Here is a 26,228-nt window from a genome sequence, read left to right as displayed (position 1 = left end):
GGTATTAGGCATGCAGAAAGAAAAACTTTCCGCTTTAATGGATGGTGAAATGCTGGATAGTGAGCTGCTCGATGAGTTGTCTCATTCTCCCGAAATGCAACAGACCTGGGAGAACTATCATCTTATCCGCGACACTCTGCGGGGTGATACCAGCGATGTTCTCCATTTCGATATCTCAGCACGCGTTATGGCGGCCATTGAGAACGAACCTGTTCATCAGACCACGCCGCTTATTCCTGAAGCGCAGCCTGCACCTCACCAATGGCAGAAAATGCCGTTCTGGCACAAGGTGCGTCCATGGGCCAGCCAGCTCACCCAGATGGGAGTCGCTGCGTGTGTATCGCTTGCAGTTATCGTTGGGGTCCAGCACTATAATACCCAGTCTGAAGCCAGTCAGCAGCCTGAAGCGCCAGTGTTCAATACGCTGCCGATGATGGGTAAAGCCAGTCCGGTTAGCCTGGGCGTACCGGCAGATGCCTCCGCAAGCGGCGGACAGCAACAGCAGGTACAGGAGCAGCGTCGTCGCATTAATGCGATGTTGCAGGATTACGAGTTGCAGCGTCGTCTGCACTCCGAGCAGCTTCAGTTTGAGCAGGCCCAAACCCAGCAGGCTGCTGTGCAGGTGCCAGGAAACCAAACTTTAGGAACGCAATCGCAGTAATGAAGCAACTTTGGTTCGCCATGTCTTTGATGGCGGGTAGCCTGTTCTTCTCTGCTAACGCCTCGGCTGATGTTTCATCCGGGGCGTTGTTGCAGCAAATGAATCTGGCCAGCCAGTCACTCAATTACGAGTTGGCATTTATTAGCATCAATAAGCAGGGTGTCGAATCGTTACGCTATCGCCACGCCCGCCTTGATAATCAGCCGCTCGCCCAGCTTTTACAGATGGATGGCCCGCGTCGGGAAGTGGTCCAGCGTGGGAACGAAATCAGCTATTTCGAGCCAGGCCTTGAGCCGTTTACGCTCAATGGTGACTACATCGTTGATTCCCTGCCATCGCTCATTTACACCGATTTTAAACGTCTCGCCCCCTACTATGATTTTATCTCGGTGGGGCGAACGCGTATTGCCGACAGGTTGTGCGAAGTGATCCGCGTAGTCGCGCGGGATGGGACACGTTACAGCTATATCGTCTGGATTGACGCAGAGACGAAGCTGCCGATGCGCGTTGATCTGCTCGATCGCGACGGTGAAACGCTGGAGCAGTTCCGCGTGATCTCCTTCGACGTGAACGGTCAGGTTGGCAACAGTATGCAGAATCTGGCCAAAGCCAGCCTGCCGCCTTTGCTTTCCGTACCTGCCGGCGATTCTGTCAATTTCAACTGGGTACCTTCCTGGATCCCGCAAGGATTCAGCGAAGTATCCAGCAGCCGTCGCCAGCTGCCGACTATCGAAACACCGGTTGAGTCGCGCCTCTATTCCGATGGGCTATTTAGCTTCTCGGTGAATATCAATCGCGCTACGGCGAACAGTTCCGAACAGATGCTCCGTACCGGTCGCCGGACGGTTAGCACGACGGTACGCGATAATGCGGAAATTACCATTGTTGGTGAATTACCGCCGCCAACAGCAAAACGTATTTCAGACAGCATCAAATTCAGGGCTGCGCAATGATTAAAGAGTGGGCGACGGTCGTATCCTGGCAGGATGGCGTAGCGCTTGTCAGCTGTGACGTTAAAGCATCATGCAGCAGCTGCGCTTCGCGAGCCGGTTGCGGCAGCCGCGTATTGAATAAGCTGGGGCCGCAAACGTCGCACACTATTGCTGTGTCGAGCGATCAGCCGCTGGTGGCAGGGCAAAAAGTGGAGCTCGGCATCGCTGAAGGCAGCCTGCTCACTTCCGCCATACTGGTTTACCTTTCTCCGCTCGCCGGACTTTTCGTGATGGGCGGGGTTTTCCAGATGCTGTTCGGCACAGATTTGGCCGCCATGTGCGGTGCCGCCTTGGGCGGTGTGGGCGGTTTCTGGCTTGCTAAAGGCGTTTCCCCAAGGCTTACCGCCCGGGAAGCCTGGCAGCCCGTCATTCTCAGCGTTGCACTGGCACCCGACCAACTTCGTGTTGAGACGCTCTCTTCTGAGGCCCGGTGATCTGCCGGGCTTTATTATTATTTACATCGCAATAAAGTAAACGCCGTCTCTTCGCGCTATACCTGACTCTAAGTGCATTTCCAGCAGACGAGGTTGTAGTGTAGAATGCTGCGTTTTCGCACTGAAAAACGTCAGGCTAAGAACAGCGGCCTCCAGGAATTCGTAAGGCATAATTATTTAACTATATGAAGAACATACGTAACTTTTCGATCATTGCTCACATTGACCACGGTAAGTCGACGCTGTCTGACCGTATTATCCAGATTTGCGGTGGCCTGTCTGATCGTGAAATGGCAGCCCAGGTTCTGGACTCCATGGACCTGGAACGCGAACGCGGTATTACCATTAAAGCCCAGAGCGTGACGCTCGACTATAAGGCTTCCGATGGTGAAACCTACCAGCTGAACTTTATCGACACCCCAGGGCACGTTGACTTCTCTTATGAAGTGTCACGCTCGCTGGCGGCCTGCGAAGGCGCGCTGCTGGTGGTGGATGCCGGGCAGGGCGTAGAGGCCCAGACGCTGGCAAACTGCTATACCGCCATGGAAATGGATCTCGAAGTGGTGCCGGTTCTGAATAAAATCGACCTGCCAGCCGCCGATCCTGAGCGCGTAGCGGAAGAAATTGAAGACATCGTCGGTATCGATGCGACCGATGCAGTGCGCTGCTCGGCAAAAACCGGCGTAGGTGTTCCGGATGTACTGGAACGTCTGGTGCGTGACATTCCGCCGCCGGAAGGTGACCCGGATGCGCCGCTCCAGGCGCTGATCATCGACTCCTGGTTTGATAACTACCTGGGCGTTGTCTCGCTGGTGCGTATTAAAAACGGCACCATGCGTAAAGGCGACAAAATCAAGGTCATGAGCACCGGGCAGGTCTACAACGCTGACCGCCTCGGCATCTTCACACCAAAACAGGTTGACCGTACCGAACTGAAATGCGGCGAAGTGGGTTGGCTGGTCTGTGCAATTAAAGACATCCTCGGCGCGCCAGTGGGCGATACCCTGACCGGCGCACGTAACCCGGCAGATAAAGCGCTGCCAGGCTTCAAAAAGGTGAAACCGCAGGTTTATGCGGGTCTGTTCCCGGTCAGCTCTGACGATTACGAAAACTTCCGCGATGCGCTCGGAAAGCTGAGCCTCAATGATGCTTCCCTGTTCTATGAGCCAGAAAGCTCAACGGCGCTGGGCTTCGGCTTCCGCTGTGGCTTCCTCGGTCTGCTGCACATGGAGATCATTCAGGAACGTCTGGAGCGTGAATACGATCTGGATCTGATCACCACCGCCCCGACGGTTGTCTACGAAGTAGAAACCACGTCGAAAGAGGTCATCTACGTCGACAGCCCTTCCAAGCTCCCGCCGCTGAATAATATTCAGGAACTGCGCGAGCCTATCGCAGAGTGTCACATGCTGCTGCCGCAGGAGTTCCTCGGCAACGTGATCACCCTGTGTATTGAGAAGCGTGGCGTGCAGACCAACATGGTGTACCACGGTAACCAGGTGGCGCTGACCTATGAAATTCCGATGGCGGAAGTGGTGCTCGACTTCTTCGACCGTCTGAAGTCTACCTCCCGTGGCTATGCGTCACTGGACTACAACTTCAAACGCTTCCAGGCCTCGAACATGGTTCGCGTGGACGTGCTGATCAACGGCGAGCGAGTTGATGCCCTGGCGCTGATCACCCACAACGATAACGCACCGTACCGTGGTCGTGAGCTGGTTGAGAAGATGAAAGAGCTGATCCCGCGTCAGCAGTTTGACATTGCGATTCAGGCGGCCATTGGTAACCACATCATTGCCCGTTCAACCGTGAAGCAGCTGCGTAAAAACGTTCTGGCTAAGTGCTACGGCGGCGACGTCAGCCGTAAGAAAAAGCTGTTGCAGAAGCAGAAAGAAGGTAAGAAGCGTATGAAGCAGGTCGGTAACGTTGAGCTGCCGCAGGAAGCATTCCTTGCCATCCTTCATGTTGGTAAAGACGGAAACGGTAAATAACCTTAAGGAGTTGGCATGGCGAACATGTTTGCCCTGATCCTGGTCATCGCTACCCTGGTAACAGGTCTGTTATGGTGCCTGGATAAGTTTATCTTCGCCCCAAAACGCCGTGAACGTCAGGCTGCCGCGCAGGCAGCCACGGGCGATACGCTGGACGCGAAAACCCTGAAAAAAGTCGGCCCAAAACCGGGCTGGCTGGAAACAGGGGCATCGGTCTTCCCGGTGCTGGCGATTGTGCTGGTGGTGCGTTCATTTATCTATGAACCGTTCCAGATCCCGTCAGGATCGATGATGCCAACGCTGCTGATCGGTGATTTCATTCTGGTTGAGAAGTTTGCCTATGGCATCAAAGATCCGATCTACCAGAAAACGCTGATCGAAACGGGTCATCCGAAACGTGGCGACATCGTGGTGTTTAAATATCCGGAAGATCCACGGCTGGATTATATTAAACGCGCGGTAGGTCTGCCGGGCGATAAAGTAACCTACGATCCGATAGCGAAGGAAGTGAGGATTCAGCCAGGCTGTAGCTCTGGAACTGCATGTGAAAATGCGCTGCCAGTCACTTACTCCAACGTTGAGCCAGGTGATTTTGTGCAGACCTTCGCCCGCCGTAATGGCGGTGAAGCGACCAGCGGATTCTTCCAGGTGCCAAAAGGTGAAACCAAAGAGAACGGTATTCGTCTGGTTGAACGCAAAGAGACGCTGGGCGATGTCACTCACCGCATTCTGACCGTGCCAATCGCACAGGACCAGCTAGCAATGTACTACCAGCAGCCAGGCCAGCAGCTGGCGACCTGGATTGTGCCGCCGGGACACTACTTCATGATGGGTGACAACCGCGATAACTCTGCGGACAGCCGTTACTGGGGCTTTGTGCCGGAAGCGAATCTGGTCGGTAAAGCAACCGCTATCTGGATGAGTTTCGAGAAGCAGGAAGGCGAGTGGCCGACCGGCGTTCGCCTGAATCGTATTGGTGGAATTCATTAAGTTTCGTCAAAAATAACACGTAGCGGCTTTTATTCGCCGCTACGTGAATTATTTCAGCGATAAATCTCTTTGAACTAACGACATCCCCTGTCGTTGCGTATAGAATATTCCCCCGAAGTTTAAGGTTGGCCCTGCAAGGGTGCCACGGCACACGAAACCGCGTTGGTTTTCTCAGGTCGGTTTCGTGTGCTGCATTTTTGACGCATTCATTTATTGGTATCGCATGAACCCCATCGTAATTAATCGGCTTCAACGGAAGCTGGGCTACACTTTTCATCATCAGGAGTTGTTGCAACAGGCATTAACCCATCGCAGTGCCAGCAGCAAACATAATGAGCGTCTCGAGTTTTTAGGCGACTCTATTTTAAGTTTCGTGATTGCAAATGCGCTTTATCATCGTTTTCCGCGTGTGGACGAAGGTGATATGAGCCGCATGCGTGCCACGCTGGTGCGCGGCAACACCCTCGCTGAAATCGCACGCGAGTTCGAGCTGGGTGAGTGTCTGCGTCTGGGGCCGGGTGAGCTGAAAAGTGGTGGGTTCCGTCGTGAATCCATTCTTGCCGATACGGTCGAGGCATTAATCGGTGGCGTGTTCCTGGACAGCGATATCCAGACCGTAGAAAAGCTGATCCTGAACTGGTATCAGACCCGTCTGGACGAAATCAGCCCGGGCGATAAACAAAAAGATCCGAAAACGCGTCTGCAAGAATATTTGCAGGGTCGTCACCTCCCGCTGCCATCCTATCTGGTGGTGCAGGTACGTGGCGAAGCGCACGATCAGGAATTTACCATCCATTGCCAGGTCAGTGGCCTGAGTGAACCGGTGGTCGGCACGGGTTCAAGCCGTCGTAAGGCTGAACAGGCTGCCGCCGAACAGGCGTTAAAAATGCTGGAGCTGGAATGAGCGAAGAAAAAACGTATTGCGGATTTATTGCCATCGTCGGACGTCCGAACGTTGGTAAATCCACCCTGTTGAATAATCTGCTTGGACAGAAGATTTCCATTACCTCGCGTAAGGCGCAGACCACGCGTCACCGCATCGTCGGTATCCATACTGAAGGCGCTTATCAGGCGATCTACGTCGATACCCCGGGCCTGCACATGGAAGAGAAGCGTGCCATCAACCGTCTGATGAACAAGGCGGCGAGCAGCTCCATTGGCGATGTAGAGCTGGTGATTTTCGTTGTGGAAGGCACCCGCTGGACGCCGGACGACGAAATGGTCCTGAACAAGCTGCGTGACGGCAAAACGCCGGTGATCCTCGCGGTCAATAAAGTGGACAACGTGCAGGAAAAAGCCGATCTGCTGCCGCATCTGCAATGGCTGGGCAGCCAGATGAACTTCCTGGACATCGTCCCGCTGTCTGCGGAAACGGGTCTGAACGTCGATACCATCGCGGGTATCGTGCGTAAACATCTGCCGGAAGCGACTCATCACTTCCCGGAAGACTACATCACCGATCGCTCTCAGCGTTTTATGGCGTCTGAAATCATCCGTGAGAAGCTGATGCGTTTCCTGGGCGCTGAACTGCCGTACTCTGTAACGGTGGAGATCGAGCGTTTCCAGAGCAACGAGCGTGGCGGCTACGATATTAACGGTCTGATCCTCGTTGAGCGAGAAGGGCAGAAGAAGATGGTGATCGGCAATAAAGGTGCCAAGATCAAAACTATCGGAATCGAAGCCCGTAAAGACATGATGGACATGTTTGAAGCACCGGTTCACCTGGAACTGTGGGTGAAAGTGAAATCTGGCTGGGCCGATGATGAGCGTGCGCTGCGCAGCCTCGGTTACGGCGAAGATCAGTAACCTAAGACGACGAACATATGGATGGATGGCAGCGCGCCTTTGTCCTGCATAGTCGTCCCTGGAGCGAAACCAGCCTGATGCTGGACGTCTTCACGGAAGAGTCCGGTCGCGTGCGCCTTGTTGCCAAAGGCGCACGTTCCAGACGTTCTAATCTGAAAGGTGCCTTGCAGCCTTTCACCCCGCTGCTGGTCCGCTTTGGCGGGCGAGGGGAAGTCAAAACCCTGCGCAGTGCTGAAGCCGTCTCCCTGGCGCTTCCTCTTTCTGGTATCACGCTCTACAGCGGTTTGTATGTCAACGAACTCATTTCACGGGTTCTTGAACATGAGACCCGCTTCTCTGAACTTTTCTTTGATTACCTGCACTGTATTCAGGCACTTGCTGGCGCAACCGGCACCCCTGAGCCTGTGCTGCGTCGTTTCGAACTGGCGCTGCTCGGGCACCTTGGTTACGGCGTTGATTTTCTGCACTGTGCGGGGAGCGGGGACGAGGTAGAAGACACCATGACCTATCGCTATCGTGAGGAAAAGGGCTTTATTGCCAGTGTCGTCGTCGATAACAGCACTTTTACCGGGCGCCAGCTCAGAGCACTGTATGAACGCGAGTTCCCGGACGCCGACACCCTGCGTGCGGCAAAACGCTTTACCCGAATCGCGCTCAAGCCGTATCTTGGGGGCAAACCTTTAAAGAGCCGCGAATTATTCAGGCAGTTTATGCCGAAACGCTAATGTTTTACCCCTCACCCCAGCCCTCTCCCGGAGGGAGAGGGAGAAGGTAAATGACCAAAAATACCGAGGATTGTCATGGCTGAATTACTGTTAGGCGTCAATATCGATCACATCGCCACGTTACGTAATGCACGCGGTACCGCGTATCCCGATCCGGTTCAGGCGGCATTTATCGCTGAGCAGGCTGGCGCCGACGGCATTACCGTCCACTTGCGTGAAGATCGTCGCCACATCACTGACCGCGACGTGCGCATCCTGCGTCAGACGCTGGATACCCGCATGAACCTGGAGATGGCGGTGACAGAAGAGATGCTGGCGATTGCCTGCGAGACCAAACCGCATTTCTGCTGCCTGGTGCCGGAAAAGCGTCAGGAAGTGACCACCGAAGGCGGTCTCGATGTGGCCGGGCAGCTCGACAAAATGCGCGATGCCTGCAAACGCCTGGCGGATGCCGGTATCCTGGTATCTTTATTTATCGACGCCGATTTCACCCAGATTAAAGCCGCTGCCGACGTGGGCGCGCCGTATATTGAAATTCACACCGGCTGCTATGCCGATGCCGAAAACGACGCAGCGCAGGCGAAAGAGCTGGAGCGAATCGCCAAAGCGGCAACCTACGCCGCGAGCCTGGGACTGAAGGTGAACGCCGGTCACGGCCTGACTTATCACAACGTAAAAGCCATTGCTGCCCTGCCGGAAATGCATGAGCTGAACATTGGCCACGCCATTATTGGTCGTGCGGTGATGAGCGGCCTGAAAGAGGCGGTGTCCGAGATGAAGCGCCTGATGCTGGAAGCGCGTCAGTAATGGCTATTCTGGGCTTAGGCACCGACATCGTCGAAATAGCCCGCATTGAAGCGGTGATCGCCCGCAGCGGCGATCGCCTCGCAAGACGCGTGCTGAGCGATAACGAATGGGCTATCTGGGAGGCGCATCAACAGCCGGTGCGCTTTCTGGCAAAGCGCTTCGCGGTAAAAGAGGCGGCGGCGAAAGCGTTCGGCACGGGCATTCGTAACGGCCTGGCGTTTAACCAGTTTGAAGTGTTTAACGATGAGCTGGGTAAGCCACGTCTGCGTTTATGGGGCGAGGCGCTTAAGCTGGCGGAAAAGCTGGGCGTGGCGCACATGCACGTAACGCTTGCAGATGAACGCCACTATGCCTGTGCGACGGTGATTATTGAGAGTTAAATTTTGTCCGCATGGTGCATCAGGACAAACTTATCCCACAACTGTTCTTCGTTCTCGACGTGTGCCGGATCTTTTAAGATCGTATTGGGAATTGGGCACACCTTCTGGCAGGTCGGCGTTTCATAGTGGCCGATGCATTCGGTGCAGCGGTCGCTGTTAATCTCATAAATGCTGTCGCCCATCGAAATCGCCTGGTTCGGGCATTCGGGTTCGCACATATCGCAGTTGATGCATTTTTTGGTGATTAACAGCGCCATCAGGAAATTCTCAGAAACATCACAAACAGGGCGGGCATTATACGCTCATTCGTTGTTCAAACCAGTTTTTTTACCAGCTCTTCGCTGTGCCGAATACGTTCTGGCGCACGCTCCAGATCCTGCTGAACCAGCGCCATAAACAGCAGGTCCGTCAGCATCATCTGCGCACTCGTCGACGAAATCGCCGCGCTGCGAGTGGCCTGTTCCTCGGCAATGGTATACAGGCAGCGGGTTGCCCGTTGCTGGAGCGCATTCGGGCTAAATCCGGTAATCGCCAGAATTTTTCCCCCTACGCGCAGGGCTTCGTCGGTGGCCATATTAATTTCACGTCGCTCGCCGGAATAGGAGATGGCCAGCAGTAAATCGTCAGGATCCATGGCCTGCACGGTCGCCAGCAGCGCGTGCATATCCTGTTCAACGATGGCGTTATAGCCGATTTTTGTCAGCTTCCAGCCAAAGTTACGCGCAACCAGTCCGGAGGCGCCGATCCCGGTCAACACAATGCGCCGCGCGTCGCGAAGCATGGCTACGCTTTCCAGCAGCTTCTCTTCCGTGTTTACATCCAGCGTGGCATGCATTGCCGCCACGTTCTCCTTGATCAGCTTTTCGCCCACCAGACGCATCGGATCGTCGCCACGGATCTGGTTATGCACCGGCATTGACTGCGGATTCGGGTTGCTCACCAGTGCTTCACTGATCGCCAGCTTTAGCGCCGGAAAGCCCTTATAGCCTATTTTCTGGGCGAATTTCACCACGCTCGACTGGCTTACCCCGGCTTCGCCTGCCAGCTGCTGGGAGCTGAGGTGTCGCGCGCGATCGGGCTGAGAAAGTAAAAAATCCGCCAGCTTTTTATCACTCTGGGCAAACCCTGCGTAGCGCTGACGAATACGAATTAAACAGTTCATACGGTCTCCTGGCGAAAATGTGATTACCCGCGCAAATACGAATTTTACTCGCCTGAATGAATTTTATATTCCATTATAGTGCGTTTATTATGAATTAAAAATTCCAGAGGTAAATAACATGAATCTTGGCTCTCTTGTTTCTGAAACGCGTAACCCGCAAACCATGGATCTTGATGCACTGTCCACGCTGGAGCTGGTAAACCGCTTTAATCAACAGGATACCCTCGTCGCGCTGGCAGTCAAAGAGACATTGCCTGAGGTAGCAAAAGCCGTAGACGCCGCTGCCGGCGCTCTGAAAGCAGGAGGACGCATTATTTATATGGGAGCGGGAACCAGCGGGCGCCTCGGTGTGCTGGATGCCTCAGAATGTCCGCCGACTTTTGGCGTTCCGAACGGGCTGGTCGTTGGCCTGATTGCCGGTGGCCCCGGCGCGCTGCTGAAAGCGGTAGAAGGGGCAGAAGACAATAAACAGCTTGGGGAAGATGATCTCAGGGCGCTGAACCTGACCGCGCAGGATCTGGTGGTCGGCCTGGCGGCTTCTGGTCGTACGCCGTACGTCATTGGTGGACTGGAATATGCCAGACAGACCGGGTGCACCACAGTGGCCATCTCCTGTAACCCGGGCTCGCCGATTGCGCAGGTGGCCGCCATTGCCATCTCTCCGGTCGTCGGGCCGGAAGCGCTCACCGGCTCCACACGGCTGAAGTCGGGTACCGCGCAGAAGCTGGTACTCAATATGATCTCCACCGGCGCGATGGTGAAATTTGGCAAGGTCTACCAAAACCTGATGGTGGATATGCAGGCCACTAACATCAAGCTGGTGGACAGAGCGTGTCGCATGGTGATGGAAGCGACAGGCGCCAGTCGTGAAGAGGCGGAAAAGGTGCTTCAGCAGACCGATCACGATGTAAAACCCGCCATTCTGATGATATTAACCGGGCTGGATGCAGCCGCGGCCAGAGCCAGACTCGAAGCCCATCACGGGTTTTTACGGGCGGCATTAGAACACCAATAAGAGGCGTGTATGGACAAAACAGCAGCGCTCGCCAGCGACATCCTGCTCGGGATCGGTGGGGAAAAAAATATTCAGCGTCTTGAGAACTGTATGACGCGTGTTCGCGTCGAGGTGCATAACGACGAACAGCTTGATTTGACGCGCCTTAAGCAGCTTCCCGGCGTGAGCGGGTACGTTAAGCAGGGGCAACAGCACCAGTTGATTGTCGGTCCGGGCAAAGCGGCGCAGGTGGTAGATGCCATGCGCGCCCTGATGACGGGCGGTGAAACGGCTCCCGCCTTTGACGATGCGGAACGCACCAAAGCGCAGGCGAAAGCCAAATACAAAGCCCCTATGAGCGATGCGCTGCGCCAACTGGCTAACGTCTTTATTCCGCTGATCCCGGCGTTTATCGCGTCGGGGCTGATCACCGGGATTATCAATATTCTTAAGCGTCCGGATATTGTCGGGGATTTTGCCACGCAGTATCCGAACCTGCTGGGTATTCTGGCGATTTTCGGCAGCGCGGTGTTTGCCATCATGAACATTCTGGTGGGGGTGAACACGGCCAAAGTGTTTGGCGGCTCGCTGGCGATGGGCGGCGTTATGGCGGGTATCCTCTCCAGCCCGCAGCTGGCGCAGATTACGCTGTTTGGCGAGGCGCTTCAGCCTGGCCGCGGCGGGGTGATTGCCGTGCTGCTGGTGGTCATTCTGATGTGCTGGATCGAGAAAAAGCTGCGCGCGGTGCTGCCAGGCTCGATTGAGCTGATCCTCAACCCGCTGCTGACCACATTGATTACCGGGAGCGTGGCGATTGTGGCGCTGCAACCGTTAGGCGGCGCCATCTCTGAAGCCATCGCCCACGGCGCGTCTCTGGCTATCGATCGCGGTGGGTTATTGGTGGGGGCTGTGCTGTCCGGAACCTTCCTGCCGTTAGTGCTGACCGGTCTGCATCAGGGGCTAGTGCCGATTCACGTCGAACTGGTACAGGCGCACGGCTATAACGCCCTGCTGCCGATCCTGTCGATGGCGGGCGTTGGGCAGGTCGGCGCGGCCATCGCGGTGCTGATGAAAACCCGCAACGCACGTCTGAAAAAGGTCATTAAAGGGGCGTTGCCGGTCGGGTTGCTCGGTATCGGCGAGCCGCTGATTTTCGGCGTTACGCTGCCGCTGGGCAAGCCGTTCCTGGCCGCCTGTCTCGGTGGCGCGGTGGGCGGGGCGTTGATTAGCTACTGGAAAGTGGCGACCGTTATCACCTTCGGGATTTCCGGTTTACCGCTGGCATTAACCATCGTGACCGGAAAAGTGATGCTCTATCTGTTAGGCTATCTGGTAGCGGTGATCGCCGGGTTCCTGTTTACCTGGCTATTAGGATTCAACGACCCAGAGGAGTAAGGTTTGGCAAATCACGAGCGTCGCGTTGTCTTTTTTGATCTGGATGGAACGCTGCATCAGCAGGATATGTTCGGCACCTTTATGCGCTATCTGCTGCGGCGCCAGCCCCTTAACGCGTTGCTGGTATTGCCCCTGTTACCCGTTATTGGCATCGCGCTACTGGTGAAAGGCCGTTCAGCGCGCTGGCCGATGAGCCTGCTGCTCTGGGGATGCACGTTTGGTCATAGCGAAGCGCGTCTTAAGCAGCTTGAACAGGATTTTGCCCACTGGTTTCGCGGGCACGTCGCCGCGTTTCCCGTGGTCCAGGCGCGCCTGACCAGCTATCTCGACGCCAACGATGCCGATATCTGGCTGATTACCGGCTCCCCGCAGACGCTGGTGGAGCAGGTCTATTTTGATACGCCCTGGCTGCCGCGCGTAAACCTTATCGCCACGCAGATCGCGCGCGGCTACGGCGGCTGGGTGCTCACCCTGCGTTGCCTCGGACATGAAAAAGTGGTGCAGCTGGAGAAACGCATCGGTACGCCGCTGCGTCTGTACAGCGGCTACAGCGACAGCAAGCAGGACAACCCGCTGCTCTATTTTTGCCAGCACCGCTGGCGCGTCACGCCTCTGGGCGAACTTCAGCAACTCGAATAGTCTTATCTGTACCGGCTGTGTATAATGCCGCCCGCTTTTCGACTGGAGTATCAGCCCTTGTCCAACCCTGAACACAATCATGAATACTGGATGCGCCACGCGCTGGCGCTGGCTCAGCGCGCCTGGGAAGAGGGCGAAGTTCCCGTGGGCGCGGTGCTGGTCCATAACAATCAGGTAATTGGTGAAGGGTGGAACCGTCCGATTGGCCGTCACGATCCTACCGCGCATGCTGAAATTATGGCGCTGCGTCAGGGCGGGCTGGTGCTGCAAAACTATCGTCTGCTTGATACCACCCTGTACGTCACCCTTGAACCGTGCGTGATGTGCTCCGGGGCGATGGTGCATAGCCGAATCGGTACGCTGGTGTTTGGCGCGCGGGATGAAAAAACGGGCGCTGCTGGTTCACTGATGGACGTGCTTGGGCATCCGGGGATGAACCACCAGGTGAAAACTATCGGCGGGGTACTTGCACCAGAATGTTCGGGTCTGTTAAGTGACTTTTTTCGAATGCGTCGGCTGCAGAAAAAGCAACAAAAGGCAGAATTGAAACCGCAGGGTGATTAAGCTCGTCCGGTGCGACCACCGGATAGCTTTCAGCCAGCTGTTGCGCCTCGGCCGCCTCTTTTTCTTTCTCCAGCAGATATCCCACCAGGCTTATCTGATACTTACGAATATTTTCCACGTAGGCATACGCTTCATGCCCGCGCGCATAGCCGTACGTCAGCTTCTGGTACCACTGTTTCTGGCTAAGCAGCGGCAGGCGCTGTTTTACATCTGACCAGCTGTCCGGGTTACCTTTGGTTTTTGCCGTCAGCGTCCGCGCGTCGAGCATATGGGCATAACCCATGTTATAGGCGGCCAGCGCAAACCAGATCCGCTCCCCTTCAGGGACCGTCTCCGGCACTTTCGCCATCATATCCTGTAAATATTGCGCGCCGCCGCTGATGCTCTGTTCCGCATCGGTTCGATCGCTAATGCCGAGGCTCTGCGCGGTATTTTTGGTCAGCATCATCAACCCGCGCACGCCCGTGGGGGAGGTGGCCTGAGCATCCCAGTGCGATTCCTGGTAGGAAATTGCCGCCAGTAACTTCCAGTCAATCTCCTGAGCGTACTTCTCGAACAGCGGTTGCAGGTCCGGCAGCACGCTATCTACCGCGCGCAGGAAGGAGCGGGTGTCAACGTAATCAAAATCGTCACCGTGACCGAGATATTTCTCTTCCAGACGCGCCAGGGTGCCGTCTTCATTGATGGAATTAAAGAAATCGAGCATAGCCGCAGAGACGGTTTGATCGTCGTCCAGCTGGGTAAACCAGGTCACCGGCTGTTCGTCGGTCACATCCAGCGCCACGGCGATTTCAGGATGAACGCGCTGGAAAAGACTGATCGCCACCGAATCAGCAATGGTATAGGCCAGCTTTTTATCTTTTACCTGCTCCAGCAATTCGGTCGTGCCGAGTTTAGGATCGACCGTCCAGCTGAGGTTAGGGTATTTTTTCTCTTTCAACGCCCGCAGATCGTCAATCACCACATGGCCTGGCGCAATGGTCAATTGCTGGTCGGTGATGTCGGCCAGTGAGCGCGGGCGCAGGCTACCCACACGATAAACCACCTGCTGCGACACGGAGTAGTAGGTCGGGCCCGGCTGATAGTTTTTGCTGCGTTCGCTGTTGTACACCAGACCTGCGGCGAGAATATCGGCACGGTCATGGTCTAAATCATCAAACAGCTGGTTGATGTTCTGCCGCACGGTGACTTTCAGCTTCACGCCCAGATAGTCCGCAAACAGCTGTGCCAGTTCGTAATCAAGACCAATGGTTTTACCGTTGATATCGTCGTATATAAGCGGAGAGGAGAGGGTACTGACGCGCAACTCCCCCCGCTCCTGAATGGCGGCGATACGGTTTTCGGCTTTGCCGAACCAGGGGATAGACGGCCAGAGGGCCACTGCCAGCAGCAACGTAACAATGCCGATGAGCAGATAATTAATCTTTAATTTTTTCAATTAGTTAATTCTCTGCGACGCCGGTTGCCTCAGTGTGCTGTAGTCATGTTAAGAGTAGAGTTTGCCATTGATTGAGCGGCATTTTGCGCAAAGTAGCGCCAGTTGGCAACCAATTAGAGAGACAGGTCACATCTATTGTTAAACAAAAAGGATGATTTTATTTCGACGCAAACGGTTTCGTCAGCGCTCAGGATTCTCTATAATGACGCCCGTTTTCCCCCCTTGCGCACACTGTAAGCGCCCCGGCGCTTCGAAGACGAGAGACTTATGATGGAAATTCTGCGTGGTTCGCCTGCACTGTCTGCCTTCCGTATTAACAAACTGCTGGCACGTTTTCAGGCGGCCGACCTTCCGGTAAGCAATATTTACGCTGAGTATGTCCATTTTGCTGACCTGAATGCCCCCCTGAATGCAGAGGAGCGCGTACAGCTGGAACGTCTGCTTAAATATGGCCCAAGCCTGAGCAGCCATACGCCGACCGGCAAATTAATCCTCGCCACGCCACGCCCTGGCACCATCTCCCCCTGGTCTTCCAAAGCAACAGACATCGCTCACAACTGCGGCCTGAACCAGATTAACCGTCTGGAGCGCGGTGTGGCGTACTACGTGGAAGCCTCTACCCTGAGCGACGCGCAGTGGCAGGCCGTCACAGCGGAGCTGCACGACCGCATGATGGAGAGCGTGTTTGACTCTCTGGATGATGCGCAGAAACTGTTCTCCCACCATCAGCCTGCGCCGGTACAGAGCGTGGATCTGCTGGGGCAGGGGCGTCAGGCGCTGATCGACGCAAACCTGCGTCTTGGTCTGGCGCTCGCAGAAGATGAAATCGACTACCTTCAGGATGCATTCGTTAAGCTGAATCGCAACCCGAACGACATCGAACTGTATATGTTCGCGCAGGCCAACTCCGAGCACTGCCGCCACAAAATTTTCAACGCCGACTGGATTATCGACGGCGAACAGCAGCCGAAGTCGCTGTTCAAAATGATCAAAAACACCATGGAGCAAACCCCTGACCACGTGCTGTCTGCCTATAAAGACAACGCCGCAGTGATGGAAGGTTCCGAGGTGGGCCGCTTCTTCGCCGACCGCGAAGCAGGGCGCTATGACTTCCACCAGGAGCCTGCGCATATCCTGATGAAAGTGGAAACCCACAACCACCCGACGGCCATCTCTCCGTGGCCGGGTGCGGCGACCGGCTCCGGCGGTGAAATCCGTGACGAAGGTGCGACCGGTCGCGGCGCGAAACCAAAAGCGGGTCTGGTCGGTTTCTCCGTTTCCAACCTGCGTATCCCGGGCTTTGAACAGCCGTGGGAAGAAGATTTCGGCAAGCCAGAGCGCATTGTGACCGCGCTGGATATCATGACCGAAGGCCCGCTGGGCGGCGCGGCGTTCAACAATGAATTTGGTCGTCCGGCGCTGAACGGTTACTTCCGTACCTACGAAGAGAAAGTGGACAGCCATAACGGCGAAGAGCTGCGCGGCTACCACAAACCAATTATGCTGGCGGGCGGGATCGGCAACATTCGCGCCGATCACGTGCAAAAAGGTGAGATCGTCGTGGGCGCGAAGCTGATCGTGCTCGGCGGCCCGGCCATGAACATTGGTCTGGGCGGTGGTGCAGCCTCGTCTATGGCTTCCGGCCAGTCTGATGCGGATCTCGACTTCGCGTCCGTGCAGCGCGACAACCCGGAAATGGAGCGCCGCTGTCAGGAAGTGATCGACCGCTGCTGGCAGCTCGGCGATGCCAACCCGATTCTGTTTATCCACGACGTGGGCGCGGGTGGACTCTCTAACGCCATGCCGGAACTGGTGAGCGACGGCGGTCGCGGCGGGCGCTTCAACCTGCGCGATATCCTGAGCGATGAGCCAGGCATGAGCCCGCTGGAAATCTGGTGTAACGAATCCCAGGAGCGCTACGTGCTGGCGGTTGCTGCCGATCAGCTGCCGCTGTTTGACGAGCTGTGCCGCCGCGAGCGCGCGCCGTATGCCGTCATCGGTGAAGCGACCGAAGAGCAGCACCTGACTCTCAGTGATACCCATTTCGACAACCAGCCGATCGATCTGCCGCTCGACGTGCTTCTCGGCAAAACGCCGAAGATGACCCGCGACGTTACAACCCGCAAAGCGGCGGGTAAAGCGCTGGATCGTCAGGGCATTATTGTGGCGGAAGCGGTTAACCGCGTGCTGCACCTGCCTGCGGTGGCGGAGAAAACCTTCCTGGTCACCATCGGCGACCGTACCGTGACCGGTATGGTGTCACGCGATCAGATGGTCGGCCCGTGGCAGATCCCGGTCGCTAACTGCGCCGTGACCACCGCGAGCCTCGACAGCTACTACGGCGAAGCGATGGCGCTGGGTGAACGCACCCCGGTGGCTCTGCTGGACTTCGCCGCTTCTGCCCGTCTGGCGGTCGGTGAAGCGCTGACCAATATCGCCGCGACGCAGATTGGCGACATCAAACGCATCAAACTTTCCGCGAACTGGATGGCCGCTGCCGGTCACCCTGGCGAAGACGCGGGCCTGTACGAAGCGGTAAAAGCGGTGGGTGAAGAGCTGTGTCCTGCGCTCGGCCTGACCATTCCGGTGGGTAAAGACTCCATGTCGATGAAAACCCGCTGGCAGGAAGGCAGCGAGCAGCGCGAGATGACTTCGCCTCTGTCGCTGGTGATCACCGCGTTTGCGCGCGTGGAAGACGTGCGTCATACCGTTACGCCGCAGCTTTCCACTGAAGATAACGCCCTGCTGCTGATTGACCTCGGCAAAGGCCATAACGCGCTGGGTGCCACCGCGCTGGCACAGGTTTACCGCCAGCTCGGCGAAAAGCCAGCCGACGTGCGGGACGTCGCACAGTTGAAAGGCTTCTACGACGCAATTCAGGCGCTGGTGGCGCAGCGTAAGCTGCTTGCCTACCATGATCGTTCCGATGGCGGCCTGCTGGTAACGCTGGCAGAGATGGCCTTCACCGGCCACTGCGGCGTTGAAGCAAACATTGCAACGCTTGGCGAAGACCGCCTGGCGGCGCTGTTTAACGAAGAGCTTGGCGCGGTCATTCAGGTACGCGCCGCAGATCGCGACGCGGTGGAAGCGATTCTGGCGCAGCACGGTCTGGCAGACTGCGTGCACTATCTCGGTAAAGCGGTGCAGGGCGACCGTTTCGTGATTGAAGCCGACGGCCACCCGGTGTTCAGCGAAAGCCGCACCACGTTGCGTATGTGGTGGGCGGAAACCACCTGGCAGATGCAGCGCCTGCGTGACAACCCGGAATGTGCCGATCAGGAGCATAACGCGAAGGCGAACGACAACGATCCTGGCCTGAACGTGAAGCTCACCTTCGACATCAACGAAGACATTGCCGCGCCGTACATTGCGACCGGTGCGCGTCCGAAAGTGGCCGTGCTGCGCGAACAGGGCGTTAACTCCCACGTTGAGATGGCAGCGGCCTTCCACCGGGCGGGCTTTGACGCCATCGACGTCCACATGAGCGACCTGCTGGCAGGGCGTACCGGGCTGGATGATTTCCAGGCACTGGTAGCCTGCGGGGGGTTCTCCTACGGTGACGTGCTGGGCGCGGGCGAAGGCTGGGCGAAGTCCATCCTGTTCAACAGCCGCGTACGTGACGAGTTTGAAACCTTCTTCCACCGTCCGCAGACGCTGGCGCTGGGCGTGTGTAACGGCTGCCAGATGATGTCTAACCTGCGCGAGCTGATCCCGGGCAGCGAAGCCTGGCCGCGCTTTGTGCGTAACCAGTCTGACCGCTTTGAAGCGCGCTTCAGCCTGGTAGAAGTAACCCAAAGCCCGTCTCTGCTGTTGCAGGGGATGGTCGGTTCGCAGATGCCAATCGCGGTTTCGCACGGTGAAGGTCAGGTTGAAGTCCGTGATGCGGCGCACCTGGCTCAGCTTGAAAGCAAAGGACTGGTGGCGCTGCGCTTTGTTGATAACTTTGGCAAGGTCACCGAAACCTATCCGGCTAACCCGAACGGTTCGGCAAATGGCATTACCGCGGTCACCAGCGAAAGCGGTCGGGTGACCATCATGATGCCGCACCCGGAGCGTGTCTTCCGCACCGTGAGCAACTCCTGGCACCCGGAAAACTGGGGCGAGGACAGCCCGTGGATGCGCATTTTCCGCAACGCGCGTAAACAACTAGGTTAAGTTTCAACGCCTGACTGTAGGCCCGGTAAGCGCGAGCGCCACCGGGCTTTTTTGTCTCTGTCGCAAATTCGCGACAACTCTCTGGTCTGAGTGTCTCCAAAAGGAGACATTTAACCTGTTGATTTATATGCGGCAGGACAGGTTCCCGTTAAGGTGTTGCTTAATAGCGACACTTAGCCTGGAAATCATTCACGTAACAATCAATACGTTTTGATAATAAAAATATTACTAATCATAAGGATAGCGTTAATTTTTGCAATCTGGCACGCGTGTTGCATAATAGTAACCAGTGGCTCATTCACCTTCTTATGTCAGCCCCTTCGGGACGTGCTACATAAACTTCGAATGACGCACAAAAAGGTGCCTGCCGTCCAACTACTGATTATTGCAATGCTTTATCAGGCCAGGGCGAAACGTCGAGTTAGGCACCGCCTTATTCCATGACAAAGCCGGGTTTTTACCCGGCTTTGTTGTATCTGAAGGGCAGACTCAGTTACGCTCTCCTCAAACCCGGATGAAGAGAGTAATGTGTTGAAACGCTGGCCCGCTTTCCCTCGCTCCCTGCGACAGCTCGTTATGATGGCCTTCCTGCTGATCCTGCTACCTTTGCTGGTTCTGGCCTGGCAGGCCTGGCAAAGCCTGAACGCGTTAAGTGCTCAGGCGGCCCTGACTAACCGCACCACGCTTATTGATGCTCGCCGTAGCGAGGCGATGACCAACGCCGCGCTTGAGATGGAGCGTAGCTATCGCCAGTACTGCGTGCTGGACGATCGCACGCTGGAGAGGGTCTATCAGAACCAGCGTAAACGCTACAGCGAAATGCTGGACGCCCACGCCGGGGTGCTGCCAGATGACAAACTCTATCAGGCGCTGCGTCAGGATCTGAACGATCTGGCGCAGCTCCAGTGTAAAAACAGCGGTCCTGATGCCGCCGCCGCCGCCCGACTTGAAGCCTTCGCGAACGCCAATACGGAGATGGTTCAGTCCACCCGTACGGTTATCTTTTCCCGTGGTAAGCAGCTCCAGCAGGAGATTGCCGAGCGCGGCCAGTTCTTCGGCTGGCAGGCGCTGGTGCTGTTCCTCGTCAGCCTGGGGCTGGTGCTGCTCTTTACCCGCATGATCATCGGCCCCGTGAAGGGGATCCAGCGGATGATTAACCGCCTGGGGGAGGGTAAATCTCTCGAGGATACGGTCGTTTTTAAAGGCCCGCGCGAGCTGCGCTCGGTCGGTCAACGCATCATCTGGCTTTCAGAGCGCCTGGCGTGGCTGGAATCGCAGCGCCACCAGTTCCTGCGCCATATCTCACACGAACTCAAAACGCCGCTGGCCAGCATGCGTGAAGGTACGGAACTGCTGGCCGACGAAGTGGCGGGGCCGTTAACCCCTGAGCAAAAAGAGATCGTGGCGATTCTGGATGCCAGCAGCCGCAATTTACAAAAGCTTATTGAACAACTGCTGGACTATAACCGCAAGCTGGCGGATGGTGCTGTGGTGCTTGAAAGCGTTGAGATTGAACCGCTGGTGGACATGGTGATCTCCGCCCATAGCCTGCCAGCAAGAGCTAAAATGATGCATACCCAGGTGGAACTCAACGCGCCAGCCTGTCTTGCAGAACCGATGCTGTTAATGAGCGTACTGGATAATCTTTATTCCAATGCGGTGCACTATGGTACTGAATCCGGTACCATTTATATCAGAAGCAATAACAACGGTTCGCGGGTATTTATTGACGTAGCGAATACCGGAAGCCCGATTCCGGATGATGAAAAAACGATGATCTTTGAACCCTTCTTCCAGGGGAGTCATCAGCGAAAAGGTGCGGTAAAAGGAAGTGGTCTGGGGCTGAGTATTGCCCGCGACTGCATACGACGCATGCAGGGTGAGCTTAACATCGTGAGTGATGAACGCGCCGATGTCTGTTTTCGTATCGAACTGCCTCTTGAGCCGGAAAAATCAATGAAATGAATAACAACCTGGTGAGTATGTCACACGTCTTTTACCGCGCACTGCGCGCGGTGTTTTCCAGCAAAAATGTGCGCCTCAGCCTGCCCTGCTTACTGCTGGCAGGCTGTGTAACCCATGCACCGAAAAGTGCAATTAGCCACAAACAGGAAGATAAATGGCCGCAAAAACAGCTGGCTGATTTCCTTTCGACACGTTGCGATGATATCTGGAGCCTGTCGGGGCGTGATGTTGAATCCAATCCGCTGTTCTGGCTGCGCGGAATAGACTGCGCCCAGCGGCTGGCGCCCGCCGAGGCCCGTGCCCAGGCGGCGATGCTGGTGGACGATACCTGGCAGGACGCATTTAAACGCGGGATCGTGATGGCGGATGCCAGAATCACGCCTGTCGAACGCCGCGCCAACGTGACGCGGCTGGATACTTACGTGATCAATATTCCCCCGCAGGTGCGCCCGGTCTATCAGCTCTGGCGGGACGGACAAACCCTGCAATTACAGCTGTCTGAAGAGCGTTTCCGCTTCAGCAAATTGCAGCAGTCAAGCGACAGCGAGCTTGATGCGCTTCGCCAGCAGCAGGAGTCGCTGCGCGAGCAGCTGGAAACCACCACCCGCAAGCTCGAAAATCTGACCGATATCGAAAGACAGCTCTCGACGCGTAAGCCGGCAGGCAGCTATCTGCCTGATGGGTCGAAAGGCAACTCTGCCACGACGCCAGACAGTGAGACGCCGAAACAAGAGGATGTGAAGCCATGACAAGCCGTAAACCTGCCCATCTGTTACTGGTGGATGACGATCCCGGGCTGTTAAAGCTGCTGGGGATGCGTCTGGTCAGCGAAGGCTACAGCGTGGTCACCGCTGAAAGCGGGCAGGAGGGGCTGAAGGTGCTCAGCCGTGAGAAAATCGATCTGGTGATCAGCGATTTGCGCATGGATGAAATGGATGGCCTGCAACTGTTCACGGAGATCCAGAAGCAGCAGCCCGGGATGCCGGTGATTATCCTCACCGCTCACGGATCTATTCCTGATGCGGTGGCCGCGACGCAGCAGGGGGTATTCAGCTTCCTCACCAAACCGGTGGATAAAGACGCCCTCTATAAAGCGATCGACAGCGCCCTTGAGCACGCAGCGCCATCCGGCGACGACGCCTGGCGTGAATCCATCGTGACGCGTAGCCCTGTGATGCTGCGCCTGCTGGAACAGGCGCGGATGGTGGCGCAATCCGATGTTAGCGTGCTGATCAACGGCCAGAGCGGGACCGGGAAAGAGATCCTCGCCCAGGCGATCCACAACGCCAGCCCGCGCAGTAAAAATGCTTTTATTGCCATTAACTGTGGCGCGTTGCCGGAACAGCTGCTCGAATCAGAGCTCTTCGGCCATGCCCGCGGCGCCTTTACCGGCGCGGTGAGCAGCCGTGAAGGGCTGTTCCAGGCGGCTGAGGGCGGCACGCTGTTTCTTGATGAAATTGGCGATATGCCCGCGCCGCTGCAGGTCAAATTGCTGCGCGTGTTGCAGGAGCGGAAAGTACGTCCGCTCGGCAGCAACCGCGATATCGATATCAACGTGCGTATTATTTCCGCCACCCACCGTGATTTACCCAAGGTGATGGCGCGCAACGAGTTCCGCGAAGATCTCTACTATCGACTGAATGTCGTCAACCTGAAAATCCCGGCGCTGTCCGAGCGTGCGGAAGATATCCCGCTGCTGGCAAATCACCTTTTGCGCCAGGCCGCTGACCGCCACAAACCATTTGTGCGCGCGTTCTCCACCGATGCGATGAAACGCCTGATGACCGCAAGCTGGCCGGGTAACGTACGCCAGCTGGTGAACGTGATTGAGCAGTGCGTGGCGCTGACGTCATCGCCGGTGATCAGCGATGCGCTGGTGGAGCAGGCGCTCGAGGGGGAAAACACGGCCTTACCGACGTTTGCGGAAGCGCGAAATCAGTTCGAGCTGAACTATCTGCGCAAGCTGCTGCAAATCACCAAAGGCAACGTGACCCACGCGGCGCGCATGGCCGGGCGTAACCGTACCGAGTTCTATAAATTGCTCTCACGCCACGAGCTGGAAGCGAACGATTTTAAAGAGTAATACCGCAAAATTCGCCTGAATATGATACTGTGAGCAACCGATTACGAGGCTGCTTACTGGCAAGAGTTTAAGGACCCACCATGAAAAAAATTGATGCGATTATTAAACCTTTCAAACTGGATGATGTACGTGAAGCGCTGGCAGAAGTAGGCATCACCGGGATGACCGTAACTGAAGTGAAAGGTTTTGGTCGTCAGAAGGGCCACACCGAGCTATACCGTGGCGCAGAGTACATGGTGGACTTTCTGCCGAAAGTGAAAATCGAGATCGTGGTGAGCGATGATATCGTCGATACCTGTGTGGATACCATCATCCGCACGGCGCAGACCGGTAAAATTGGCGACGGGAAAATCTTCGTCTTTGACGTGGCGCGCGTGATCCGTATCCGTACCGGCGAAGAAGACGACGCGGCGATTTAACATTCTTGCCGGGTGGCGCTGCTGTATGACCGGATACATAGGTAACAGATCAGACCGGGAACATAGGTAACACTTTTCAGTCTATCCGGAGCACACTCTGGGTTTTTCGGTCGTAGTACGCAAGCGTTATTCCATTAAAGATGATGGCCTCCAGGCCATCATCTTGTTCTTCCAGCATGATGTACTCATCAGTCAGCGCTTCACTCAGGAACACCGTCCCCTTTTTCCCCATATAGAGTGTCCCCCTTGATTTCACCCTGTAGACCGTACCTCCTTCCGGATAAGCATATTCAGGAACCCTGCCATCCCAGTGCCGGCCTGAGGGTTGCCATACCGTTCCGGGCGTTGCACCCGCCAGGGCTTCATGTGGCCTTTCGTAGTTAAACTCTTCCCGGTAGCCACTGAACCACCGCTGTTGTTCTTCCATCGTCATAAATATGTTGCCCTGTTTTACTGCACTTTTCAGCGAACGATGCATTCGCTCATGACGGCCGTTTTCTTCCGGATGCCCCTTTCTGATGCGTTCCGGTCTGATGCCCAGCTTTATCAGCCAGACTGCAAGGCGACTTAACCCGGCGATACCTGTTCCTGCGAAAGGCTGACCATTATCCGTTCTCAGGACTTCCGGCAGACCGTACTCCAGGAACGCATCCGTCAGGCACTGCCTGACGAAGGGCTCGCTCTCCCGGTCTGCTCCCCGGCAGCTCAGAAGATACCGGCTGTGATTGTCGGTGAGGGTGAAGGGATGACAGTATTTCCGGCTCAGCAGCCTGAACTTGCCTTTAAAATCAGCGCTCCAGACCTGATTGTTCTCACTGATGATGGTCAGGGGCTGGCGATTGCCCGGGGTTCTGCGTTTTCGCTTTTTATCCGGAACCAGGCCTTCACGCTTGAGGATATCGCCGATAGTACTGGCAGCGGGGACGGTAAAATCGACGTGATGATTGAGCAGCCACATCCGCAGTTTTTTGGGGCCCCAGTCAGGGTGTTTTTGCCTCAGGGCCGTAAGCTGCCCGGCGATATCATCAGGAACTGTCCGGGAGTGGGAGTGCGGAGCACGCGACCGGTCAGAGAGAGATGACAGGTCAGAGGGGTCAAAACGCTGAAGCCATTTGTAACCGGTTTTTCGACTGATGCCGAAGAGACGGCAGAGGGCAGAAAAAGAATCCGTACCTGCATGGCAGGCACGGATAAAATCAAGGCGTTGCATAGGTCGGGTCTCAGTCCAGGGCATAGCGAGTCTCCTCTTCTATGCCAGTTATAACTGTTACCCATGTATCCGGTCTAAAGTGTTACCCATGTTTCCGGTTCATACCCTGCGCTTACCCGGCCTACAGAACCCTTCGCAGATCCGTGCAAGCGCAGCGCCGCCGGGCGATTACAGCACTTTATGCGGGCCGAAACATTCGTAATGAATGTTGTCTTTGTTCACGCCCAGGTCTACCAGCTGCTTCGCGGCATACTGCATAAACGCTACCGGCCCACACACGTAGAACTGCATCCCCGGTGCGCTAAACGCCCCTTCGTGCTGCCCTAAATTCATCAGGCCTTCGCTGTCAAAACGTGCCGCTGCGCGGTCAGCTTCCGTGGGTAAACGATACCAGGTATGCGCGGTAAAGTGTGGCAGACCCGCTCCGAGCGCTTTCACTTCATCTGCAAAGGCGTGCACATCACCGTTTTCGGCCGCGTGGAACCAGTTAACCTGCGCGCTGTGGTTCGATTTTGCCAGCGTATCCAGCATCGCCAGCATTGGCGTTTGACCAACACCTGCGGAAATCAGCGTCACCGGGGTACCCGATTCCACCGCCATAAAGAAATCACCCGCTGGCGCGGCCAGATGAACGATATCACCCACGCTGGCGACGTTATGCAGCCAGCTGGATACCTGACCGCCTTCCTCACGTTTAACCGCAATGCGATAGCCTTTGCCGTCTGGCTTGCGGGTCAGGGAGTACTGGCGAATCTCCTGGTGCGGGAAGCCTTCAGGCTTCAGCCAGACGCCCAGATACTGCCCCGGCTGGTAATCGGCAACTGGCTGGCCGTCCACCGGCTCAAACTCAAAGCTGGTGATCAGTGCGCTGCGCGGGGTTTTCTCAACGATGCGGAAAGCACGCGTGCCTTCCCAGCCGCCATTCTTGCTGGCGTTTTCGCTGTAGATCTGCGCTTCACGGTTGATGAACACGTTTGCCAGCACGCCGTATGCCTTACCCCAGGCATCCAGCACTTCCTGGCCCGGGCTGAACATTTCGTCCAGGGTTGCCAGCAGGTGACTGCCCACGATGTTGTACTGCTCAGGTTTGATCTGGAAGCTGGTGTGCTTCTGGGCGATTTTTTCCACCGCAGGCAGCAGAGCCGGCAGGTTTTCGATGTTGCTGGCATAGGCGGCAATAGCGTTAAACAGCGCTTCGCGCTGATCGCCGTTACGCTGGTTGCTCATGTTGAAAATCTCTTTGAGCTCCGGGTTATGCGCGAACATGCGATCGTAGAAATGAGCGGTCAGTTTAGGACCCGTTTCAACCAGCAGGGGGATTGTGGCCTTCACGGTAGCGATGGTTTGGGCGTCGAGCATAGCAGCTTCCTTCTGATGTTACTTTAATGATGTATTTTATATGCATCTTATAAAAATAC

General features: G+C 56.1%; 24 protein-coding genes. 19 read left to right on the top strand and 5 right to left on the bottom strand.

Going from position 1 to position 26,228, the window contains the following annotated elements:
• The first annotated feature begins 10 nt into the window (after positions 1 to 10).
• The 10 genes from rseA to acpS all read left to right on the top strand — a co-directional run bounded on the left by rseA (position 11) and on the right by acpS (position 8,786).
• Positions 11 to 661, top strand: coding sequence for an anti-sigma-E factor RseA (rseA, locus tag ACQG0S_RS16290; RefSeq protein WP_022649044.1), 651 nt, complete (start codon positions 11 to 13; stop codon positions 659 to 661).
• Positions 661 to 1,614, top strand: a complete 954-nt coding sequence (gene rseB, locus ACQG0S_RS16285; protein WP_022649043.1) for a sigma-E factor regulatory protein RseB — start codon at positions 661 to 663, stop codon at positions 1,612 to 1,614. The genes rseA and rseB overlap by 1 nt, the downstream gene beginning before the upstream one ends.
• The gene (gene rseC, locus ACQG0S_RS16280) at positions 1,611 to 2,087 is read left to right on the top strand and encodes a SoxR-reducing system protein RseC (protein ID WP_022649042.1); all 477 of its coding nucleotides are present in this window, start codon (positions 1,611 to 1,613) and stop codon (positions 2,085 to 2,087) included. The genes rseB and rseC overlap by 4 nt, the downstream gene beginning before the upstream one ends.
• 185 nt (positions 2,088 to 2,272) lie before the next feature.
• Positions 2,273 to 4,078, top strand: a complete 1,806-nt coding sequence (gene lepA / locus ACQG0S_RS16275; protein WP_022649041.1) for a translation elongation factor 4 — start codon at positions 2,273 to 2,275, stop codon at positions 4,076 to 4,078.
• 15 nt (positions 4,079 to 4,093) lie between these two features.
• On the top strand, positions 4,094 to 5,068 hold the full coding sequence (lepB, locus tag ACQG0S_RS16270) for a signal peptidase I (RefSeq protein WP_022649040.1): 975 nt from the start codon (positions 4,094 to 4,096) through the stop codon (positions 5,066 to 5,068).
• A 223-nt stretch (positions 5,069 to 5,291) separates the two neighbouring features.
• On the top strand, positions 5,292 to 5,972 hold the full coding sequence (gene rnc, locus ACQG0S_RS16265; RefSeq protein WP_003860711.1) for a ribonuclease III: 681 nt from the start codon (positions 5,292 to 5,294) through the stop codon (positions 5,970 to 5,972).
• Positions 5,969 to 6,874 (top strand): GTPase Era, encoded by a 906-nt coding sequence (gene era / locus ACQG0S_RS16260; RefSeq protein ID WP_022649038.1) that lies wholly within the window; start codon positions 5,969 to 5,971, stop codon positions 6,872 to 6,874. Before rnc ends, era begins: the two co-directional genes overlap by 4 nt.
• 17 nt (positions 6,875 to 6,891) lie before the next feature.
• On the top strand, positions 6,892 to 7,599 hold the full coding sequence (gene recO, locus ACQG0S_RS16255; RefSeq protein WP_015572142.1) for a DNA repair protein RecO: 708 nt from the start codon (positions 6,892 to 6,894) through the stop codon (positions 7,597 to 7,599).
• A gap of 75 nt (positions 7,600 to 7,674) precedes the next feature.
• Positions 7,675 to 8,406, top strand: coding sequence for a pyridoxine 5'-phosphate synthase (gene pdxJ / locus ACQG0S_RS16250; protein WP_015572143.1), 732 nt, complete (start codon positions 7,675 to 7,677; stop codon positions 8,404 to 8,406).
• Positions 8,406 to 8,786, top strand: a complete 381-nt coding sequence (gene acpS / locus ACQG0S_RS16245; RefSeq protein ID WP_015572144.1) for a holo-ACP synthase — start codon at positions 8,406 to 8,408, stop codon at positions 8,784 to 8,786. The genes pdxJ and acpS overlap by 1 nt, the downstream gene beginning before the upstream one ends.
• On the opposite strand, the gene ACQG0S_RS16240 is transcribed toward acpS, so the two are convergent.
• The gene (locus ACQG0S_RS16240) at positions 8,783 to 9,043 is read right to left on the bottom strand and encodes a YfhL family 4Fe-4S dicluster ferredoxin (RefSeq protein WP_023300734.1); all 261 of its coding nucleotides are present in this window, start codon (positions 9,041 to 9,043) and stop codon (positions 8,783 to 8,785) included. The genes acpS and ACQG0S_RS16240 overlap by 4 nt on opposite strands.
• Positions 9,044 to 9,099: 56 nt before the next feature.
• Positions 9,100 to 9,948, bottom strand: a complete 849-nt coding sequence (locus tag ACQG0S_RS16235; RefSeq protein ID WP_023300733.1) for a MurR/RpiR family transcriptional regulator — start codon at positions 9,946 to 9,948, stop codon at positions 9,100 to 9,102.
• 118 nt (positions 9,949 to 10,066) lie between these two features.
• On the opposite strand from ACQG0S_RS16235, the gene murQ reads away from it, so the two are divergent.
• Genes murQ through tadA form a run of 4 tightly spaced genes read left to right on the top strand, consistent with a single transcriptional unit; the run spans position 10,067 to position 13,540 of the window.
• The gene (murQ, locus tag ACQG0S_RS16230; protein ID WP_063138228.1) at positions 10,067 to 10,963 is read left to right on the top strand and encodes an N-acetylmuramic acid 6-phosphate etherase; all 897 of its coding nucleotides are present in this window, start codon (positions 10,067 to 10,069) and stop codon (positions 10,961 to 10,963) included.
• 9 nt (positions 10,964 to 10,972) lie between these two features.
• Positions 10,973 to 12,337: a PTS transporter subunit EIIC gene (locus tag ACQG0S_RS16225; protein WP_023306720.1), complete on the top strand. Its 1,365-nt coding sequence runs from the start codon at positions 10,973 to 10,975 to the stop codon at positions 12,335 to 12,337.
• 3 nt (positions 12,338 to 12,340) lie between these two features.
• Positions 12,341 to 12,976 (top strand): phosphatidylglycerophosphatase C, encoded by a 636-nt coding sequence (gene yfhb, locus ACQG0S_RS16220; RefSeq protein ID WP_023300730.1) that lies wholly within the window; start codon positions 12,341 to 12,343, stop codon positions 12,974 to 12,976.
• A 24-nt stretch (positions 12,977 to 13,000) separates the two neighbouring features.
• Entirely contained in the window at positions 13,001 to 13,540 is a 540-nt protein-coding gene (gene tadA, locus ACQG0S_RS16215; protein WP_023300729.1) for a tRNA adenosine(34) deaminase TadA, read from the top strand.
• Here tadA and mltF read toward each other — a convergent pair.
• Positions 13,428 to 14,978: a membrane-bound lytic murein transglycosylase MltF gene (mltF, locus tag ACQG0S_RS16210; protein ID WP_032623752.1), complete on the bottom strand. Its 1,551-nt coding sequence runs from the start codon at positions 14,976 to 14,978 to the stop codon at positions 13,428 to 13,430. The genes tadA and mltF overlap by 113 nt on opposite strands.
• Before the next feature lie 267 nt (positions 14,979 to 15,245).
• Between mltF and purL the strand changes: the two genes are divergently transcribed.
• The 5 genes from purL to glnB all read left to right on the top strand — a co-directional run bounded on the left by purL (position 15,246) and on the right by glnB (position 23,600).
• Entirely contained in the window at positions 15,246 to 19,133 is a 3,888-nt protein-coding gene (gene purL / locus ACQG0S_RS16205) for a phosphoribosylformylglycinamidine synthase (RefSeq protein ID WP_169441253.1), read from the top strand.
• Positions 19,134 to 19,664: 531 nt separating this feature from the next.
• Positions 19,665 to 21,098, top strand: a complete 1,434-nt coding sequence (qseE, locus tag ACQG0S_RS16200; protein WP_170228361.1) for a two component system sensor histidine kinase QseE/GlrK — start codon at positions 19,665 to 19,667, stop codon at positions 21,096 to 21,098.
• Complete coding sequence (gene qseG / locus ACQG0S_RS16195) at positions 21,095 to 21,847, top strand: two-component system QseEF-associated lipoprotein QseG (RefSeq protein WP_155025487.1); 753 nt, start codon at positions 21,095 to 21,097, stop codon at positions 21,845 to 21,847. The genes qseE and qseG overlap by 4 nt, the downstream gene beginning before the upstream one ends.
• Positions 21,844 to 23,181 (top strand): two-component system response regulator GlrR, encoded by a 1,338-nt coding sequence (glrR, locus tag ACQG0S_RS16190; protein WP_155025486.1) that lies wholly within the window; start codon positions 21,844 to 21,846, stop codon positions 23,179 to 23,181. The genes qseG and glrR overlap by 4 nt, the downstream gene beginning before the upstream one ends.
• An 80-nt stretch (positions 23,182 to 23,261) precedes the next feature.
• Entirely contained in the window at positions 23,262 to 23,600 is a 339-nt protein-coding gene (glnB, locus tag ACQG0S_RS16185) for a nitrogen regulatory protein P-II (RefSeq protein ID WP_003860685.1), read from the top strand.
• A 76-nt stretch (positions 23,601 to 23,676) separates the two neighbouring features.
• Here the strand turns inward: glnB and ACQG0S_RS16180 are convergent, their stop codons facing one another.
• Together ACQG0S_RS16180 and hmpA are read right to left on the bottom strand one after the other, a co-directional pair.
• Positions 23,677 to 24,834, bottom strand: a complete 1,158-nt coding sequence (locus ACQG0S_RS16180; RefSeq protein ID WP_023305267.1) for a DDE-type integrase/transposase/recombinase — start codon at positions 24,832 to 24,834, stop codon at positions 23,677 to 23,679.
• 144 nt (positions 24,835 to 24,978) lie between these two features.
• Positions 24,979 to 26,169, bottom strand: coding sequence for an NO-inducible flavohemoprotein (hmpA, locus tag ACQG0S_RS16175; protein ID WP_032623756.1), 1,191 nt, complete (start codon positions 26,167 to 26,169; stop codon positions 24,979 to 24,981).
• Between the last annotated feature and the right edge of the window lie 59 nt (positions 26,170 to 26,228).

Source organism: Enterobacter cloacae complex sp. 418I7 (genome assembly GCF_050030705.1).
Taxonomy (GTDB): Bacteria; Pseudomonadota; Gammaproteobacteria; order Enterobacterales; family Enterobacteriaceae; genus Enterobacter; species Enterobacter intestinihominis.
The sequence above is the reverse complement of the archived record's forward strand: the minus strand, read 5'-3'. Positions and strand labels throughout refer to the sequence as shown.

What these genes read in the sequence shown, in the direction of transcription:
- glnB (WP_003860685.1), top strand. Translation starts at nt 23,262, where the DNA reads ATGAAAAAAATTGATGCGATTATTAAACCTTTCAAACTGGATGATGTA.
- rnc (WP_003860711.1), top strand. Translation starts at nt 5,292, where the DNA reads ATGAACCCCATCGTAATTAATCGGCTTCAACGGAAGCTGGGCTACACT.
- pdxJ (WP_015572143.1), top strand. Translation starts at nt 7,675, where the DNA reads ATGGCTGAATTACTGTTAGGCGTCAATATCGATCACATCGCCACGTTA.
- ACQG0S_RS16235 (WP_023300733.1), bottom strand. Translation starts at nt 9,948, where the DNA reads ATGAACTGTTTAATTCGTATTCGTCAGCGCTACGCAGGGTTTGCCCAG.
- purL (WP_169441253.1), top strand. Translation starts at nt 15,246, where the DNA reads ATGATGGAAATTCTGCGTGGTTCGCCTGCACTGTCTGCCTTCCGTATT.
- ACQG0S_RS16180 (WP_023305267.1), bottom strand. Translation starts at nt 24,834, where the DNA reads ATGCCCTGGACTGAGACCCGACCTATGCAACGCCTTGATTTTATCCGT.
- lepA (WP_022649041.1), top strand. Translation starts at nt 2,273, where the DNA reads ATGAAGAACATACGTAACTTTTCGATCATTGCTCACATTGACCACGGT.
- rseA (WP_022649044.1), top strand. Translation starts at nt 11, where the DNA reads ATGCAGAAAGAAAAACTTTCCGCTTTAATGGATGGTGAAATGCTGGAT.
- qseG (WP_155025487.1), top strand. Translation starts at nt 21,095, where the DNA reads ATGAATAACAACCTGGTGAGTATGTCACACGTCTTTTACCGCGCACTG.
- rseC (WP_022649042.1), top strand. Translation starts at nt 1,611, where the DNA reads ATGATTAAAGAGTGGGCGACGGTCGTATCCTGGCAGGATGGCGTAGCG.
- ACQG0S_RS16225 (WP_023306720.1), top strand. Translation starts at nt 10,973, where the DNA reads ATGGACAAAACAGCAGCGCTCGCCAGCGACATCCTGCTCGGGATCGGT.
- lepB (WP_022649040.1), top strand. Translation starts at nt 4,094, where the DNA reads ATGGCGAACATGTTTGCCCTGATCCTGGTCATCGCTACCCTGGTAACA.
- tadA (WP_023300729.1), top strand. Translation starts at nt 13,001, where the DNA reads ATGCCGCCCGCTTTTCGACTGGAGTATCAGCCCTTGTCCAACCCTGAA.
- murQ (WP_063138228.1), top strand. Translation starts at nt 10,067, where the DNA reads ATGAATCTTGGCTCTCTTGTTTCTGAAACGCGTAACCCGCAAACCATG.
- glrR (WP_155025486.1), top strand. Translation starts at nt 21,844, where the DNA reads ATGACAAGCCGTAAACCTGCCCATCTGTTACTGGTGGATGACGATCCC.
- acpS (WP_015572144.1), top strand. Translation starts at nt 8,406, where the DNA reads ATGGCTATTCTGGGCTTAGGCACCGACATCGTCGAAATAGCCCGCATT.
- recO (WP_015572142.1), top strand. Translation starts at nt 6,892, where the DNA reads ATGGATGGATGGCAGCGCGCCTTTGTCCTGCATAGTCGTCCCTGGAGC.
- ACQG0S_RS16240 (WP_023300734.1), bottom strand. Translation starts at nt 9,043, where the DNA reads ATGGCGCTGTTAATCACCAAAAAATGCATCAACTGCGATATGTGCGAA.
- hmpA (WP_032623756.1), bottom strand. Translation starts at nt 26,169, where the DNA reads ATGCTCGACGCCCAAACCATCGCTACCGTGAAGGCCACAATCCCCCTG.
- rseB (WP_022649043.1), top strand. Translation starts at nt 661, where the DNA reads ATGAAGCAACTTTGGTTCGCCATGTCTTTGATGGCGGGTAGCCTGTTC.
- era (WP_022649038.1), top strand. Translation starts at nt 5,969, where the DNA reads ATGAGCGAAGAAAAAACGTATTGCGGATTTATTGCCATCGTCGGACGT.